At 69.1% G+C, this 14,636-nt stretch carries 13 protein-coding genes; 6 read left to right on the forward strand and 7 right to left on the reverse strand.

What is annotated here, in order from left to right:
- Positions 1-8: 8 nt before the first annotated feature.
- The 4 genes from ABL843_RS03145 to apaG form a co-directional block, all read right to left on the reverse strand.
- Positions 9-1,217, reverse strand: a complete 1,209-nt coding sequence (locus tag ABL843_RS03145; RefSeq protein WP_184639976.1) for a YbdK family carboxylate-amine ligase — start codon at positions 1,215-1,217, stop codon at positions 9-11.
- Positions 1,214-2,485, reverse strand: coding sequence for a cation:proton antiporter (locus ABL843_RS03150; RefSeq protein ID WP_126022169.1), 1,272 nt, complete (start codon positions 2,483-2,485; stop codon positions 1,214-1,216). Before ABL843_RS03150 ends, ABL843_RS03145 begins: the two co-directional genes overlap by 4 nt.
- Positions 2,482-4,467 (reverse strand): site-specific recombinase, encoded by a 1,986-nt coding sequence (locus ABL843_RS03155; protein WP_418118940.1) that lies wholly within the window; start codon positions 4,465-4,467, stop codon positions 2,482-2,484. The genes ABL843_RS03150 and ABL843_RS03155 overlap by 4 nt, the downstream gene beginning before the upstream one ends.
- Before the next feature lie 128 nt (positions 4,468-4,595).
- Entirely contained in the window at positions 4,596-4,991 is a 396-nt protein-coding gene (gene apaG / locus ABL843_RS03160; RefSeq protein WP_184639972.1) for a Co2+/Mg2+ efflux protein ApaG, read from the reverse strand.
- Positions 4,992-5,060: 69 nt separating this feature from the next.
- Here apaG and rpe point away from each other — a divergent pair, with 69 nt between their 5' ends.
- The gene (gene rpe / locus ABL843_RS03165; RefSeq protein ID WP_418118941.1) at positions 5,061-5,756 is read left to right on the forward strand and encodes a ribulose-phosphate 3-epimerase; all 696 of its coding nucleotides are present in this window, start codon (positions 5,061-5,063) and stop codon (positions 5,754-5,756) included.
- Here the strand turns inward: rpe and ABL843_RS03170 are convergent.
- A complete protein-coding gene (locus tag ABL843_RS03170; RefSeq protein ID WP_418118942.1) occupies positions 5,746-6,012 on the reverse strand; it encodes a hypothetical protein in 267 nt (88 codons plus the stop codon). The genes rpe and ABL843_RS03170 overlap by 11 nt on opposite strands.
- A 172-nt stretch (positions 6,013-6,184) precedes the next feature.
- Between ABL843_RS03170 and ABL843_RS03175 the strand changes: the two genes are divergently transcribed.
- From ABL843_RS03175 to ligD, 3 genes are all read left to right on the forward strand, one after another.
- Positions 6,185-7,204 (forward strand): succinylglutamate desuccinylase/aspartoacylase family protein, encoded by a 1,020-nt coding sequence (locus ABL843_RS03175; RefSeq protein WP_418118944.1) that lies wholly within the window; start codon positions 6,185-6,187, stop codon positions 7,202-7,204.
- Between the two features lie 75 nt (positions 7,205-7,279).
- Positions 7,280-8,281, forward strand: a complete 1,002-nt coding sequence (locus tag ABL843_RS03180) for a Ku protein (RefSeq protein WP_418118945.1) — start codon at positions 7,280-7,282, stop codon at positions 8,279-8,281.
- 21 nt (positions 8,282-8,302) lie between these two features.
- Positions 8,303-10,885 (forward strand): DNA ligase D, encoded by a 2,583-nt coding sequence (gene ligD, locus ABL843_RS03185; RefSeq protein WP_418118946.1) that lies wholly within the window; start codon positions 8,303-8,305, stop codon positions 10,883-10,885.
- 37 nt (positions 10,886-10,922) lie between these two features.
- Here ligD and ABL843_RS03190 read toward each other — a convergent pair whose 3' ends face one another.
- Positions 10,923-11,741: a transglutaminase-like domain-containing protein gene (locus tag ABL843_RS03190; protein WP_418118947.1), complete on the reverse strand. Its 819-nt coding sequence runs from the start codon at positions 11,739-11,741 to the stop codon at positions 10,923-10,925.
- A gap of 224 nt (positions 11,742-11,965) precedes the next feature.
- Between ABL843_RS03190 and ABL843_RS03195 the strand changes: the two genes are divergently transcribed.
- The gene (locus tag ABL843_RS03195; RefSeq protein WP_019655668.1) at positions 11,966-12,115 is read left to right on the forward strand and encodes a hypothetical protein; all 150 of its coding nucleotides are present in this window, start codon (positions 11,966-11,968) and stop codon (positions 12,113-12,115) included.
- 57 nt (positions 12,116-12,172) lie between these two features.
- Positions 12,173-14,374, forward strand: coding sequence for a catalase HPII (katE, locus tag ABL843_RS03200; RefSeq protein ID WP_418118948.1), 2,202 nt, complete (start codon positions 12,173-12,175; stop codon positions 14,372-14,374).
- Positions 14,375-14,386: 12 nt separating this feature from the next.
- On the opposite strand, the gene ABL843_RS03205 is transcribed toward katE, so the two are convergent.
- A complete protein-coding gene (locus tag ABL843_RS03205; protein WP_184639960.1) occupies positions 14,387-14,614 on the reverse strand; it encodes a hypothetical protein in 228 nt (75 codons plus the stop codon).
- Between the last annotated feature and the right edge of the window lie 22 nt (positions 14,615-14,636).

Here is a 14,636-nt window from a genome sequence, read left to right on the forward strand (position 1 = left end):
GGCGCGGCTCAGCCCTGCCCGCGGAACCGCAGCGCCGCCTGCCGCACCACCTCCGCCAGCAGCCGTTCCTTGCCCTGCTTCTCGCGCAGCCAGCGCGCGTCGTTGCGGTTCGACTCCACGCTGGTGCGCAGCTCGCCCAGCGCCTTGGTGGCGTTGAGCGCCTCGCTGTGCCATTCGAGCTGGGTCATCGTCATCAGGATGTGGTCGCGCAGCGGCATGTGCTGGCCGGTGGCCGGGTCGACGTACACGGCGTCGAGGCCGAAGCGGCAGGCCTGGAAGCGGTTGTAGGTGTAGACGAGGTAGTCGTCTTCCGTCGGCTCGAAGGGCTGCTCCTGCAGGAACCACGCGGCCAGCGACTGCACGTAGCCGGCGAGCGCGGCGGCGCGCTCCACCGTGAGCGGCGTGTCGAACACGCGGATCTCGATGGTGCCGAACTCGGGCTTGGGGCGGATGTCCCAGTAGAAGTCCTTCATGCTGCGCACGACGCCGGTGCGGGTCATGCGCTCGAAATACGCCTCGAACTCCTTCCAGCTCAGCGTGAAGGGCGCACGGCCCGAGAGCGGGAATGCGAACACCGAGTTCAGCCGCGCCGAGTCGAACTGCGTGTCCTGCCCCTGCACGAAGGGCGACGACGCCGACAGCGCGATGAAGTGCGGGATGTAGCGCGACATGCGGTGCAGCATCAGCAGCGCCGCGTCGGCGTCGGGGCAGCCGATGTGCACGTGCTGGCCGAAGATGGTGAACTGCTTGCTCAGGTAGCCGTACAGCTCCGAGAGCTCGCGAAAGCGCGGCTTGTCGTAGATGCGCCGCTCGTGCCACTGCTGGAAGGCATGCGTGCCGCCGCCCACCACCGCGATGTTGAGCTTGTCGGCGTTGCGGATCAGCGCCTCGCGGATCGGCGAGAGCTGCGTGATCACGTCCTGCGCGGAGTGGCAGATGCCGGTCGAGATCTCGATCATGCTCGAGGTCATCTCGGGCACCACGCTGCCGGGCAACGGGGTCTGGGCCATCAGGCGCAGCATGTCCTCGGCGTAGGGGGCGAGGTCGTAATCGTGCGTGTTCACCAGCTGGAGCTCGAGTTCCACGCCGAGCGAGAGCGCCTCCGATTTGTTGAAGGGCTCCAGCTTGACCGCGCGGCTCGCGGGGTCGGCAGGCAGCGGCGCCGAGCGCACGTCGTCGCTGTCCGGGTCGATGGGGGTGGTTGCGGTGGTGCTCATCGCTGCGTGTCCTCGGTGATGCTGAAGGCCCGTGGCGCCCAGGGCACCGAACTTTCTCCCACCGCGTGGATGGCCAGCGTGGCGAGCACCGCGCCCACTACCTCCATCAGCAGGATCGAGGGCAGCGCCACCTGCGTGATCATCGTGCCCAGCAGCGGCGAGGCGGTGGCGAAGTTGGAGGCGATCAGCAGTGCGATGGAGGACAGCGGCGACATCGCGCAGCCGACCCAGAAAGCCTGCTTCCAGCTCGCGCCGCTGCCGGGGTTGGCCACGGCCACGCCGGCGATCTTGGTCAGCAGGCGGATGCCGATGACGGCCAGCACCACGCTGGCCACCGGCAGGGTCCAGTCGGCCTGCGCCGCGACGATGGACACCAGCACGAACATCAGCATGGTCAGCAGCGAGGAGGCCGTGCCCAGCTGCCGCTGCCAGGCCCAGGGCTTGGGGTTGAGCGTCTTGAGCAGCACGCCGCCGATCAGCGCCGCCAGCGGCGCGGAGCCGCCCACGTGCGCGGTGAGCGCCGCGCCGGCCGCGATGATCGCCAGCAGCAGGATGGAGGTGTTCTCGCTCGACGGGCTCATCACCCGCAGCGCCGAGCGCAGCGCCAGCGCCATGATCGCGCCCACCACGAACGACAGGCCCAGCACCACCGCCACCGGGTAGAGCTTCTGCAGCATGGTCTGCGGTGCGCGCTCGATCAGCCCGGCCTGCGCGTAGCCCAGCGCCAGGGCATAGAAGGTGTTGAGCGTGGCCAGCGTCATCGCGCGCTCGGTCACGGGGCCGGCGGCGCGGGTGTCGATGATCACGCGGCTGAGCACCGCCGGCGAGGCGACGATGGCCATCAGCGCGATCGGATTGGCCACCGGTTCGGGCAGGCCCAGCAGCGTGAGCATCCAGTAAACGCCGAAATAGGTGAGCGTGGCTTCGAGCAGGCTCTGCACCAGCACCATCGGGTTGTGGCGGAACCAGCGCAGCGGCAGCCGCCCGCCGGCTTCGAACAGCACCACGGCCGCGCCGAGCTCGAGCAGGAAGAGGCTGATGCCGCGCAGCGGCCAGATCGCGCCCTCGAAGCCGGCGAAGCCCACCACCGCCCCGACCAGCGAGTAGCCGATCACCTTGGGCAGCCCGAGGTAGCGTTGCACGAGATGGCCGGAGGCCGCCGCCGCCGCCAGCAGCAGCGACCACAGCACGGTGGGCAGGCCGGCCGAGGGGCGCACCCACTCGGACCAGAAACCCAGCAGATCGTTGAAGAAGCTCGTCAAATTCATCCAGGAAGGAAAAAGCTCACCGGACGGCTGCGCCAGCGGGCCCAGATCGCGCTGCGGATGCGCGCGCGGTCACCGAGGCTCACGCTGTGCGCGCGCAGCGCCAGGCGGAAAGCGAAGTAGAAACTCACGCTCACATTGAGCGCGCCAATGACCGGGATCGCCGCCACCGCCCACCACAGCGCAGGCTGCTGCAACACAGCCAGGCCGGTGGATGCCGCCGCGGCGGCGATCTGTCCGGCCGACAGTGTCACGTGTCGCACGTCCAGCCCGAGCCCGAAGAAACCCGCGAACGCGGGCAGCAGCCCGAGCATGAGTCCCAGCGAGATGTTGGAGGCGAAGCCTGAAATGTTGGTGCGCATGAAATCGGCCCAGCGACGAGCCCGTGCGGCGCCGAGAAAAGCGCCGATGCGGGGGTTGTAACGCATTGCAGAGTCCAGTCGATGCAGGACAAAGGCGTTTTCTGTCCATCCGGCGATGATGCTGGCCGAAAACAGCAGGATGCCGGTGATTGCCGCATAAAGCGCGGTCGGCCCGGCCAGTGAAAGCGATTTCAGCGTGGCCGCCGCATGGGCCGCGTCCAGCAGGGGCCGTTCCAGCGCGAACTGGAACAGCAGCGTGACAGCCGCCATCGCCGGCACCACCACCAGCACGTTGCCCAGCACCGCCGCCACCTGCGAGCGCACCAGGTTGGCGACCTCGTCGACGAAATCGTCCACGCCCGCGTCCGACCTGATGTGGCGAAGCCGCGCCGCCATGGCCGGCGCCGTCATCGCGGGCTGCTTGGTGGCCAGCGTCAGGTGCAGCAGCTGGATGGCGACGAAGCTGGCCGCGTACATCAGCCCCGCGCTCAGGCCGCTCCAGAAGGCCGACAGCCCCAGCGCGTAGATGCCGAACTTCAGCAGCACCGTGAGGGCGGTGAAAGCGCCGCCGCCAGCCGCCTTCTTCACCATCTGCAGGTAGCTGGCACGGTCGCGGGTGATGTAGTGCTCGCCGGTCTCGGCGCTGCGCTCGGTCACCTTGGCGGCCAGCATAGAGGAGTTGGAGGCGATCAGCGCCCGGATGCTGTTGCGCTCGCCGCCGGCCAGCACCAGCCGGCCGACCAGCCGCGCCACGCTGGGCCCGGGGTTGGCCGCCATCAGGCAGTCGAGCAGCTCGCGGATGCGCAGCACCCGCTCGCGCAGCTGGCGCAGCCGGAACACCAGGCCGACGGAGATGCCGTTGTCTTCCAGGTGCGTGTAGACCGAGGCGGCGGCCGCGCGGCAGGCGTCCAGCCGGTCGCGGAAGACCACGAAGGCGGCCTGCAGCGCCTCTTCGTCGCGCGGCTCGCCGGGGCGGTCGAACATCTGCTCGCGCAGTTCGTCGAGGTCGGCCATCAGCGCGTGGAAGGGGCGCGTTTCACCGACCGCGTCGGTGCTCATGCGCAGGCGCAGCTCGGGCGAGAAGCCGGCGGCCACGACCTGGCTGCTGCAGTAGGTGACGGCGTCCATCACCGTGTGGCGCCAGCGCGGCGCGCCGTCTTCATCGAGTGCGGCGTCGGCCAGCAGGGCGCCGATGCGGCCGAGCTGCGTCTCGTCGAGCAGGGCGATCCAGCCCGCGTCGAACACGCCGGGCAGCACCATGCGGAACAGGTCCGATGCGTCGGTGGTCTCGGGCGTGCCGGGCAGGATCTTGCGGCGCAGCCGCTCGCTCAGCTCGCTGGCGAAGGCGGTGCGCGGGGCGAAGCCGTAGTCGGCCAGGAGCGTGGTGAGGTCGACCGTCTGCGTGAAGACGCGCCACCAGGCGCGCAGCCGCTCGCGCAGCTCGGGCCGCGCCTCGACGGCGTCCAGCAGCAGTTGCACGCGGCCGACGGCCGCCTGCGGCGAGGCGCGGTCGCCGCGCACCCAGTCGAAGATGTCGATGAGCCAGATGTGGCGCTGCGCCACGTCGGCCGAGGGATCGAGGCCGGCAAGCAGCCCCTGCAAGTCGCGCGATGCGGCTGCCATGGAAAGGATCGGGTCAAGTCAGGTAAGGGCCGGGAACAGCGCGGAACTGGCTTTGCCAGGCCGCAGGTGTTGCCCCCGGCGAGGGGGGTGGCGCAGCGGCACGAAGTGCGCGAAGCCTGGGAGCGTACCTAGTGCAACACCCGCGAAACGGGCGCACCGCCGATGTCGGCCTCGAGCACGAACATCGGAATGGGCACGTCGAAGCGTTCGCCTTCCTCGGTCACCACGAAGTAGCTGCCGTGCATCGTGCCGCTCGAAGCCTGCAGGCGGCATCCGCTGGTGTAGCGGAAGGTCTCGCCGGGCGCCAGCAGCGGCTGCTGGCCGATCACGCCCAGCCCTTTCACCTCCTGCGAATGCCCCGAGGCGTCGTTGATCAGCCAGTGGCGGGCAATCAGCTGGGCGGACACCGGACCGGTGTTCGTGATGGTGACGGTGTACGAGAAAGTGTAGATGTTGTCCTTGGCCGAGGACTGGTCGGCAAGGTAGCGGGGTTCGACCTGTACGCTGAAGGGGCTGTGTGACATGGGGCGGATGGTAACGGAGGCTAACGCAGGCCTTTTGTCGGGCTTGCGCCGGCTGCGAGAATGGGGTCCATGAGCACCCCGTTCCGCATCGCGCCTTCCATCCTGTCCGCCGACTTCGCGCACCTCGGCCAAGAACTGACCGACGTGATCGCGGCCGGCGCCGACTGGATCCATTTCGACGTGATGGACAACCATTACGTGCCGAACCTGACCTTCGGCCCGATGATCTGCCAGGCGCTCAAGCCCTACGCCAAGACCGCCGACGGTACCGCGGTGCCGATCGACGTGCACCTCATGATCCAGCCGGTCGACGCCCTGGCGGCCTCCTTCGCGCAAGCGGGCGCCGACTACATCAGTTTCCACCCCGACGCCTCGCCCCACACGCACCGCAGCATCCAGGCCATCAAGGCGGCCGGCTGCAAGGCCGGGCTGGTGTTCAACCCGGGGCTGGGCCTGGAGGCGCTGGACTGGGCCATCGACGACATCGACCTCATCCTGATCATGAGTGTCAACCCCGGCTTCGGCGGCCAGAGCTTCATCGACTCGGCCCTGCGCAAGATCGAACAGGCCCGCAAGCGCATCGAGCAGAGCGGGCGCGACATCCGCCTGGAGGTGGACGGTGGTATCAAGGCCGACAACATCGCGCGCGTGGCCTCCGCCGGCGCCGACACCTTCGTGGCCGGCAGCGCGATCTTCAACGCCAAGGACTACGGCGCCGTCATTTCCGAGATGCGCAAGCAGCTCGCGGGCGTCGTCAGCGCTTGAGCTTCTCGTTGTAGACGCGGTCGCTGGGCGGGCCGCGGTCGGTGTCGACCACGCCGCGCTCCACGTCGTCATGGGCCTTGCGGCCCATCTCGGGCTGGCTGCCTTCCCTGGCCTGCTGGCTGTCCGAGGACTGGTCGCGCTCGTGCGGCAGGCGCGGCGACGACTCGCCGCCCTGCTCCACCTTGGTGTTGCCGCCGCCGGCATCCTTCAGCGGATCGTTGGGCTGCGCCTTGCCGGGGTTGCTCTTGCTGTTCATGCATGGACTCCTTTCGACAGCCACAGAGCCTGCGCCGGCGCTTCGGCCTGCCCGGTAGGACGGCCGAGGCACTCCCTGTAGGCCTTGCCTCGGCCTTTGCGGGTCGCAGCCTGCTGCTATCGAACGCATAGCGCTTTTGCCTGCGGGCGAGGGGCTCCGCAATAATCCCCGGATGTCTTCCGATCCTTTCGCCGACGCGGCAACCGACAGCCTGCGCATCCATTCGTTCGCCTCGCTGAACGCCGGTCCCCGGCTGCTCGTGATGGGCGGCGTGCATGGCGACGAAATCTCCGGTACCCTGGGCATCGAGCGCGTGCTGGGCGAATTCGAGTCCGGCTCGTTGCGGCTCTTGCGCGGCGAACTCACCATGGTGCCGGTGGCCAACCCGCTCGCGCGGCGCCGCCTGCAGCGCGAGGGCGAGCGCAACCTCAACCGCATGTTCCGGCCGACCGGGTCGCCGGCCGACTACGAAGCCCGCGTGACCAACGTGCTGGCCCCGATCATCGAGCGCCACGAGGTGTTGCTCGACCTGCATTCCTTCCAGAGCGAGGGCGAGGCCTTCGCGATGATCGGCCCGCGCGACAACGCCGGCACGCTGGAGCCTTTCGCCCGCTCCTACGAGGAAGGCCAGCTCGCGCTGCACATCGGCACGCCCATCGTGGTGGAGGGCTGGCTCGACATCTACGCCGCCGGCCTCGCGCAGCGCGCGGGCGGCACACCGGCCAGCGAGGCCGAGCTCGACTTCGGCCGCGGCACCAACGAATACATCCGCAGCCGCGGCGGCTATGGCGTGACGCTCGAATGCGGCCAGCACCTCGACCCGCAGGCGCCCGAGGTGGCGTGGCGCGCCATCCGCCGCACCCTGGCACTGCTGGGCATGGCCGCGCTGCCCGAGGGCCTGTCGGGCGGCCCCGCGCAGCCGCCGAAGCTGCTGCGCCTTGCCAGCGTGACCGACCGGCTGCACGAGGAAGACAGCTTCGTGCGCGACTGGGCCACCTTCGACGAAGTGCAGCGCGGCGAGCCCATCGGCATGCGCCACGACGGCACGCTGCTGAGCGCGCCGGACGACGGCTTCATCGTGTTCCCCAACGCGATGGCGCTGCCGGGGGCGGAGTGGTTCTACTTCGCGCGCCCCAGCGAACGCCAGCTCGGACCTGTCGCCAGGGCCGCCGGAGCCACCGGCGCGGCCTGACGGCGCCTGGGGCCGCGCTCCTACATCGCGCGCGCCGGGGCGGCGCACATTCGAGGGGGAAGGAGTGTGCAGCACATGCCCGTCTCGAAAAAAGCACCCGCGCCGCGCGTCCTGTGGAAGGGCGCCATCAGCTTCGGCCTCGTCCACATACCGGTGGCGCTGTATTCGGCCACCGTCGACCACGGCATCGACTTCGACTGGCTCGACAAGAGGACCATGGACCCCGTCGGCTACAAGCGCATCAACAAGAAGACCGGCCGCGAGATCGCGCGCGAGCAGATCGTGAAAGGCATCGAGTACGAGAGCGGCGAGTACGTGGTGCTCAGCGACAAGGAGATCGCCGCCGCCTACCCGAAGACCACGCAGACCATCGAGATCGAGAGCTTCGTGCCGGCCAACGGCATTCCCTTCGTGTACCTGGAGCGCCCCTACTACGTGGCGCCCATCAACCGAGGCGCCAAGGTGTATGCGCTGTTGCGCGAGACCCTGCAGCGCAGCGGACGCGTGGGCGTGGCCCGCGTCGTCATCCAGACCAAGCAGCATCTGGCCGCCCTGGTGCCCGTGGGCCCCGGCCTCGTGCTGAACCTGCTGCGCTGGGGCGCCGACATCCGCCCGTGGACCGACCTGCCGCTGCCCTCCGAAGACGCGAAGAAGGCCGGCCTGCGCCCGCGCGAACTCGAGATGGCGAAGGAACTGGTCGAGGACATGAGCGCCGAGTGGGACCCGGAGGAATTCCGCGACGAATTCAAGGACGAGATCCTGCGGCTGGTCGAAAAGAAGGTGAAGGCCGGCCAGACCGAGACCGTGACGCAGCCTGAGCCGGAAGAAGGCGAACAGGCCGAAGGCCGCGGCGCCAAGGTCATCGACCTGACCGAGCTGCTCAAGCGCAGCCTGCGCAAGGGCGGAGGTGCCAGGGCCAGGAGCGAGGATGCCGAAGAAGAAGAGGAGGAGCAGGAGGAGGAGCCGCGACCCAGGCGCCCCGCCGCGAAGAAACCCAAGACCGGCAAGACCGCCGCGAGAAGCACCGGCGGCACCACGCGCAGCAGGGCGCCGGCGCGCCACCGCCGCGCCGCCTGAGCCCGCCGAGGACCGCACGCCATGGCACGCACCCCATCCTCCTCGTCTTCGTCCACCGCTCGCAAGGCGCTCGCGCGCTACCACGGCAAGCGCGATTTCTCCCGCACGCCGGAGCCCAGGTCCGGTGGCCGGCGCGGCAAGGGCGCGCTGGGCTTCGTCATCCAGAAGCACCACGCGAGCCACCTGCACTACGACTTCAGGCTGGAACTCGACGGCACGCTCAAGAGCTGGGCGGTGCCCAAGGGGCCGTGTCTCGATCCCGGCGTGAAGCGCATGGCGGTGCATGTCGAGGACCATCCCATCTCGTATGCCGACTTCGAGGGCACCATTCCGCCCAAGCAGTACGGCGCGGGCACCGTCATCGTCTGGGATCGCGGCGACTGGCTGCCCGACGGCGACGCGCGCAAGGCGCTGGCGGCCGGCAAGCTCAAGTTCGAGCTGCGCGGCGAGAAGCTGCATGGCCACTGGACGCTGGTGCGCATGCATGGCAAGGGCGACGAATCGCACGAGCCCTGGCTGCTCATCAAGGAGCGCGACGGCGAGGCGCGCGCGCTCGACGACTACGACGTGGTGGAGGCAGAGCCCGCGAGCGTGATCACCGGCCTCGGCGTGGACGAAGTGGGGCAGGCGCCGAGGAAGAAAGCCAAGGCGAAGACAGGAAGCAGCGCGCCGGCGAAGAACGCGGAGCCCAAAAGGAAGAAGGCGGCGCTGCCCGCCACCCTCGAACCCCAGCTCGCCACCCTCGCGTCCTCCCCGCCTTCGTCGCCCGGCGAATGGCTCTACGAGCTCAAGTTCGATGGCTACCGCCTGCTGGCGCGCATCGAGGGCAAGGGAAAAGTGCGCTGCTTCACCCGCAACGGCCACGACTGGAGCGCGAAGCTGCCCGCGCTCGTCGAGGCGCTTTCCAGGCTGCCCACCAGTTCGGCCTGGCTCGACGGCGAGATCACCGTCGACGGTCCCAATGGCGCGCCCGACTTCCAGGCGCTGCAGAACGCCTTCGACCGCGGCGCCACCTCGTCCATCGTCTACTGGCTCTTCGACGCGCCCTTCATCGACGCCGAGGACCTGCGCGACCTGCCGGTCGAGGAGCGCCGCGCGAGGCTGGCCGCGCTGCTCGGCGCAAAGCCGCCCGCGCCGCTGCGCCTGAGCGATGCCTTCGACGCCTCGCCCCGCGACCTGCTCGCGTCGTCCGCGCGCATCGGCTTCGAGGGCATCGTCGCCAAGCGCAAGGGCTCGCCGTACGTGTCGCGGCGCTCGCCGGACTGGATCAAGCTCAAGAATCAGCAGCGCCAGGAATTCGTGATCGGCGGCTACACCGCGCCCAAGGGCACGCGCGCCGGCTTCGGCTCGCTGCTGCTGGGCGTGTACGACGAGGCGGGCGGCCGGCTGCGCTACTGCGGCAACGTGGGCACCGGCTTCGACGCGAACCGCCTCGCCGACATCAAGGCGAAGCTGGACAAACTGGCCACCGACGACTGCCCCTTCGAACCCGTGCCGCGCGGCGTGAAGGCGCAATGGGTCAGGCCTTCGCTGGTGGCCGAGATATCGTTCGGCGAATGGACGCGCGAACACCGCGTGCGCCAGGCCGTGTTCCAGGGCCTGCGCAGCGACAAGCCCGCGCGCGAGATCCGGCGCGAGCGGCCGCAGCGGGTGCGCGTGATCGAGGCCGAAGCTGCCAGGTCGCAGCCCGCGAAGAGCCGCAGTGAAGGAAAGAGCAAGTCCATGTCCCTGAAGATCACCCACGCCGACCGCGTGATCGACAAGCACAGCGGCATCACCAAGGGCGAGCTCGCCGCCTATTACGACAGCGTGGCCAAGCTCATGCTGCCGCACCTGCGCGGCCGGCCGGTGTCGCTGGTGCGCGCGCCCGACGGTGTGGGCGGCGAGCTGTTCTTCCAGAAGCATCTGCAGGCCCGCGAGATTCCCGGCGTGAACCAGCTCGACCCTGCGCTGGACCCGGGCCACGAGCCGCTGCTGCAGATCGACACCAAGGAAGGCCTGCTCGGTGCTTCGCAGATGAACGTCATCGAGCTGCACACCTGGAACGCCACCTCCGACGACATCGGCAGGCCCGACCGCATGACCTTCGACCTCGACCCCGGCGAGGGCGTGGAATGGCCGCAGGTGCAGGAGGCCGCGATGCTGGTGCGCACGCTGCTCGACGAACTGGGCCTGCCGTCCTTCCTGAAGACCAGCGGCGGCAAGGGGCTGCACGTGGTGGTGCCGGTGCGGCGGCAGCACGACTGGGATACCGTCAAGGGCTTCTCGCAGGCCGTCGTGGCGCATCTCGCGCAGACCATTCCGGCGCGCTTCGTCGCCAAGAGCGGGCCGCGCAACCGCGTGGGCAAGGTCTTCGTCGACTACCTGCGCAACGGCTTCGGCGCGACGACAGTGAGCGCATGGTCGGCGCGCTCGCGCCCGGGGCTCGGCATATCGGTGCCGCTCGCGTGGGACGAACTGCCCTCGCTCACCGGCCCCGCGCAGTGGACCGTCGCCAACGCCGCCGAGCGCTTCGAAACCGGCAACAAGCCATGGGCCGGCATGGAGCGCAGCCGCAAGAGCCTCGCTGCCGCGATGAAGCTGCTCGGCTACGGCGGCAAGTAAGGTATTTCTCCCTCCCCCCTTCCGGGGAGGGCAACGCCTACCGCGGCACTTCCTCCGTCGTCACCTCGAAGCGCTTCAGCGTGTTCGCGCCGAACACCATGGTGATCGGCACGTCCGCCGCGTCGCGTCCGCGCGCGATCACCACGCGGCCGATGCGCGGCGTGTTGTGCCGCGCGTCGAAGGTGTACCAGCGGTCGCCCAGGTAGACCTCGAACCATGCGCTGAAGTCCATCGGGTAGGGCGCGGGCGGAACGCCGATGTCGCCGAGGTAGCCCGTCACGTAGCGCGCCGGAATGTTCATCGCGCGGCACAGCGTGATCGCCAGGTGCGCGAAGTCGCGGCACACGCCCGTGCCTTCGCGCAAGCCTTCGAGCGCGGTGCGCGTGGGCCGGGCGTTTCCGTAGTCGAAGCGCAGGTGCCGGTGCACGAAGTCGCAGATCGCCTGCACGCGCGGCCAGCCCGGCGCCGTGTGCGCGAAACTGGCCCACGCGAACGCCAGCAGGTCGCTGTCGACCTCGCAGTAGCGGCTGGGCAGCACGAAGGGAAGCGTTTCCACCGGCAGGTCGGCCGCCATGTGCTGGAGCGCGTCGAAGTCCACCGGGTCGGGCTGGCCGGTGTCGTAGATGAGTGCATGGTTGCGCAGCCGCACGCTGGTCACGCCCTGCGGAACGTGCACGCGGGCGCAGCGGTTGCCGAAGCCGTCGAGGTAGTTGTCGGTGGACAACGAGGGGCTGAGCACGAGGTTCTCGCCGCCCTGCAGATCGCCTTCGCGCGAGGGGTGCACCTGCAGCATGTGGATCAGCGCCGTGGGGGCCGTCACCTCCAGTTCGATGTCGAAGCCGATTCTGATCAACATGGTCAGGCCATGGTAGGCACCCGCACGCGCGGCTCCCACGGGCGGGACCCGCGAAGCTTCGTAGGCGGGCGCGATGCGCTGTCGGCGGGCTCCTACCGCGCCCACGCGTTTTCTCCCACAGCGGGGAAAGGGGCGCCACTACGGGGCGCGCACCGCCTGAAACATAACCTTCGGATTCTTGCAAGTGAGTTCGCCAACAGAGGGGCGAAATACGGAGGGGAACCATGGAGTTTTCGACACTTTTCGACTCGTTCACCAGCACCTGGGGCGACGAGATCCTCGTATGGGGCGTGGCCGCGGTCGCAGGCTGCATCTGCCTGATCGCCCTGGTCAACGTGCTCGACATGTTCCTGGACAACGGCGAAGCGGGCTGATGAACCCGCCTTCCTTTGCATGAACCATCAGCGATGAAAGATCCGAGCAAGTCCACGATGTCACCTCAGAACAAGGCCGCCGCGGGCCGCCGCGCCAGCGCCGTGAAGGCGGGCGCCGCCGATGCCGCGAACCCCAAGCAGCAGCAGCTCGAAGGCTTCACCGTCGAGCACCCCACGACCCTCACCACCAACCAGGGGCTGCAGCTCCCGGACAACCACAACTCGCTGAAGGCGGGCGTGCGCGGTCCCACGCTGCTCGAAGACTTCATCCTGCGCGAGAAGATCACTCACTTCGACCACGAGCGCATTCCCGAACGCGCCGTGCATGCGCGCGGCTCGGCGGCGCACGGCTTCTTCCAGGTCTACAAGTCGATGTCGCAGTTCACCTGCGCCGACTTCCTGCAGGACCCGGACGCGAAGACGCCGGTGTTCGTGCGCTTCTCCACCGTGGCGGGCTCGCGCGGCTCGGCCGACACCGTGCGCGACGTGCGCGGCTTCGCCGTCAAGTTCTATACCCGCGAGGGCAACTACGACCTGGTGGGCAACAACATCCCGGTGTTCTTCATCCAGGACGCGATCAAGTTCCCCGACCTCATCCACGCCGTCAAGCCCGAGCCGCACCACGAGATGCCGCAGGCCGCGAGCGCGCACGACACCTTCTGGGACTTCGTCTCGCTGATGCCCGAGAGCACCCACATGCTGATGTGGGCCATGAGCGATCGTGCCATCCCGCGCAGTCTTCGCATGATGGAAGGCTTCGGCGTGCACACCTTCCGCTTCATCAACAGCCGCGGCGAGAGCCACTTCGTGAAGTTCCACTGGAAGCCCAAGCTCGGCGTGCACGGGCTGGCGTGGGACGAGGCGCAGAAGATCGCCGGCAAGGACCCCGACTTCCATCGCCGCGACCTGTGGGAAGCCATCGAGAACGGCGACTTCCCCGAGTGGGAGCTCGGCGTCCAGCTCATACCGCAGGACAAGGAACACTCGCTGGGCTTCGACCTGCTCGACCCCACCAAGCTGATTCCCGAAGAGATGGTGCCGGTGCAGAAGATCGGCCGGCTGGTGCTCAACCGCAACCCCGACAACTTCTTCGCCGAGACCGAGCAGGTGGCCTTCCATCCCGGGCACCTCGTGCCGGGCATCGACTTCACCAACGACCCGCTGCTGCAGGGGCGCCTGTTCTCGTACACCGACACGCAGATCTCGCGGCTGGGCGGCGCCAACTTCCACGAGCTGCCCATCAACAAGGGGGTGTGCCCCTTCCACAACTTCCAGCGCGACGGCATGCACCGCCAGACCATCGCGCGCGGCCAGGTGGCCTACGAGCCGAATACCCTGGGCAGCGGCACCGAGTTCCGGGTGGACGGCGGCAGCCACGGCTTCCAGTCCTTTCCCGAGGAGATCGACCCGCCCAAGGTGCGGCGGCGCAGCGCCTCCTTCGACGACCACTTCACGCAGGCGCGCCTGTTCTTCGAGAGCCAGAGCGCGGCCGAGAAGGAGCACATCATCGCGGCCTTCCGCTTCGAGTTGTCGAAGCTGGATGTGCCCGCCATCCGCCAGCGCATGGTCGACAACCTCGCGCACGTGGACGAGAAGCTCGCGCGCCGCGTCGCCGAGCCTCTGGGCATCGGCGAGCCCGATGCCAGGGCGGCCGCGGGGCGGGCGGGCTTCCGCGACCACCGCATGTCGCTGCCCATCGACGAGTCGCCCGCGCTGAGCATGGCCGACACCGGCGACGGCTCCATCCGCACGCGCAAGATCGCGATCCTGGTTGCCGACGGCGTCGACTCGGCCTCGCTCAAGCCGATCCGCGACGCGCTCGAGCAGGCCGGCGCGCAGTGCAAGGTGGTGGGGCCGCGCCTGGGCACCGTCGCCAGCGCATCCAGGCGGCAGATCGAGGTGGACGCGACCTTCGTCAATACGCCCTCGGTGATGTTCGACGCGGTGCTGGTGCCCGCCGGTGCCGAGGGCGCAGCGGCGCTCGCGGGCATGGGCGATGCGGTGCACTTCGTGCTTGAGGCCTACAAGCACTGCAAGGCGATCTGCACGGTGGGCGAGGGCGCACGGCTGCTGGCCACGCTGGGCATCGACGAGCAGACCTCGCCCGATGACGCGCCCGCCGGCGTGGTGGTGGCCGAAACGCCGGTCACCAACCTGGGCGACAGCACGGCCGCCTCGGGCATCGCGCAGCGCTTCGCCGCCGCCATCGCGAAGCACCGGCACTGGGACCGCGCGAACATTGACGCCGTGCCCGCCTGACCGCAATCTCGGCTAGCCGCCGCCCGCGGCCTGCTGCCGCGGCGGCCATTCGATGCGCTCGGCAGGCATCGCCGGCGGCCGGTTCTTCCAGATCTTCAGGCAGGACTTCGAGCAGCACGGCCACCAGCCGAGCGGTCCGCATTCGACAGCCTGGCCGCACCCCGCCATGCACAGGCTCGACCTGCGGCGAAGCTTGCGTGCATCGGTGGGCGGGGGTGTGGCTTCGTTGCGCCGCTTCATGCGTATGCGCGGGCGCGCGCAA

Origin of the sequence: Variovorax sp. 350MFTsu5.1 (assembly GCF_048302515.1) — a bacterium.
Lineage (GTDB): Bacteria > Pseudomonadota > Gammaproteobacteria > Burkholderiales > Burkholderiaceae_C > Variovorax > Variovorax guangxiensis.

Coding starts and splice junctions, on each gene's coding strand:
- ABL843_RS03145 (WP_184639976.1), bottom strand. CDS start 1,217: ATGAGCACCACCGCAACCACCCCCATCGACCCGGACAGCGACGACGTG.
- ABL843_RS03150 (WP_126022169.1), bottom strand. CDS start 2,485: ATGAATTTGACGAGCTTCTTCAACGATCTGCTGGGTTTCTGGTCCGAG.
- ABL843_RS03155 (WP_418118940.1), bottom strand. CDS start 4,467: ATGGCAGCCGCATCGCGCGACTTGCAGGGGCTGCTTGCCGGCCTCGAT.
- apaG (WP_184639972.1), bottom strand. CDS start 4,991: ATGTCACACAGCCCCTTCAGCGTACAGGTCGAACCCCGCTACCTTGCC.
- rpe (WP_418118941.1), top strand. CDS start 5,061: ATGAGCACCCCGTTCCGCATCGCGCCTTCCATCCTGTCCGCCGACTTC.
- ABL843_RS03170 (WP_418118942.1), bottom strand. CDS start 6,012: ATGAACAGCAAGAGCAACCCCGGCAAGGCGCAGCCCAACGATCCGCTG.
- ABL843_RS03175 (WP_418118944.1), top strand. CDS start 6,185: ATGTCTTCCGATCCTTTCGCCGACGCGGCAACCGACAGCCTGCGCATC.
- ABL843_RS03180 (WP_418118945.1), top strand. CDS start 7,280: ATGCCCGTCTCGAAAAAAGCACCCGCGCCGCGCGTCCTGTGGAAGGGC.
- ligD (WP_418118946.1), top strand. CDS start 8,303: ATGGCACGCACCCCATCCTCCTCGTCTTCGTCCACCGCTCGCAAGGCG.
- ABL843_RS03190 (WP_418118947.1), bottom strand. CDS start 11,741: ATGTTGATCAGAATCGGCTTCGACATCGAACTGGAGGTGACGGCCCCC.
- ABL843_RS03195 (WP_019655668.1), top strand. CDS start 11,966: ATGGAGTTTTCGACACTTTTCGACTCGTTCACCAGCACCTGGGGCGAC.
- katE (WP_418118948.1), top strand. CDS start 12,173: ATGTCACCTCAGAACAAGGCCGCCGCGGGCCGCCGCGCCAGCGCCGTG.
- ABL843_RS03205 (WP_184639960.1), bottom strand. CDS start 14,614: ATGAAGCGGCGCAACGAAGCCACACCCCCGCCCACCGATGCACGCAAG.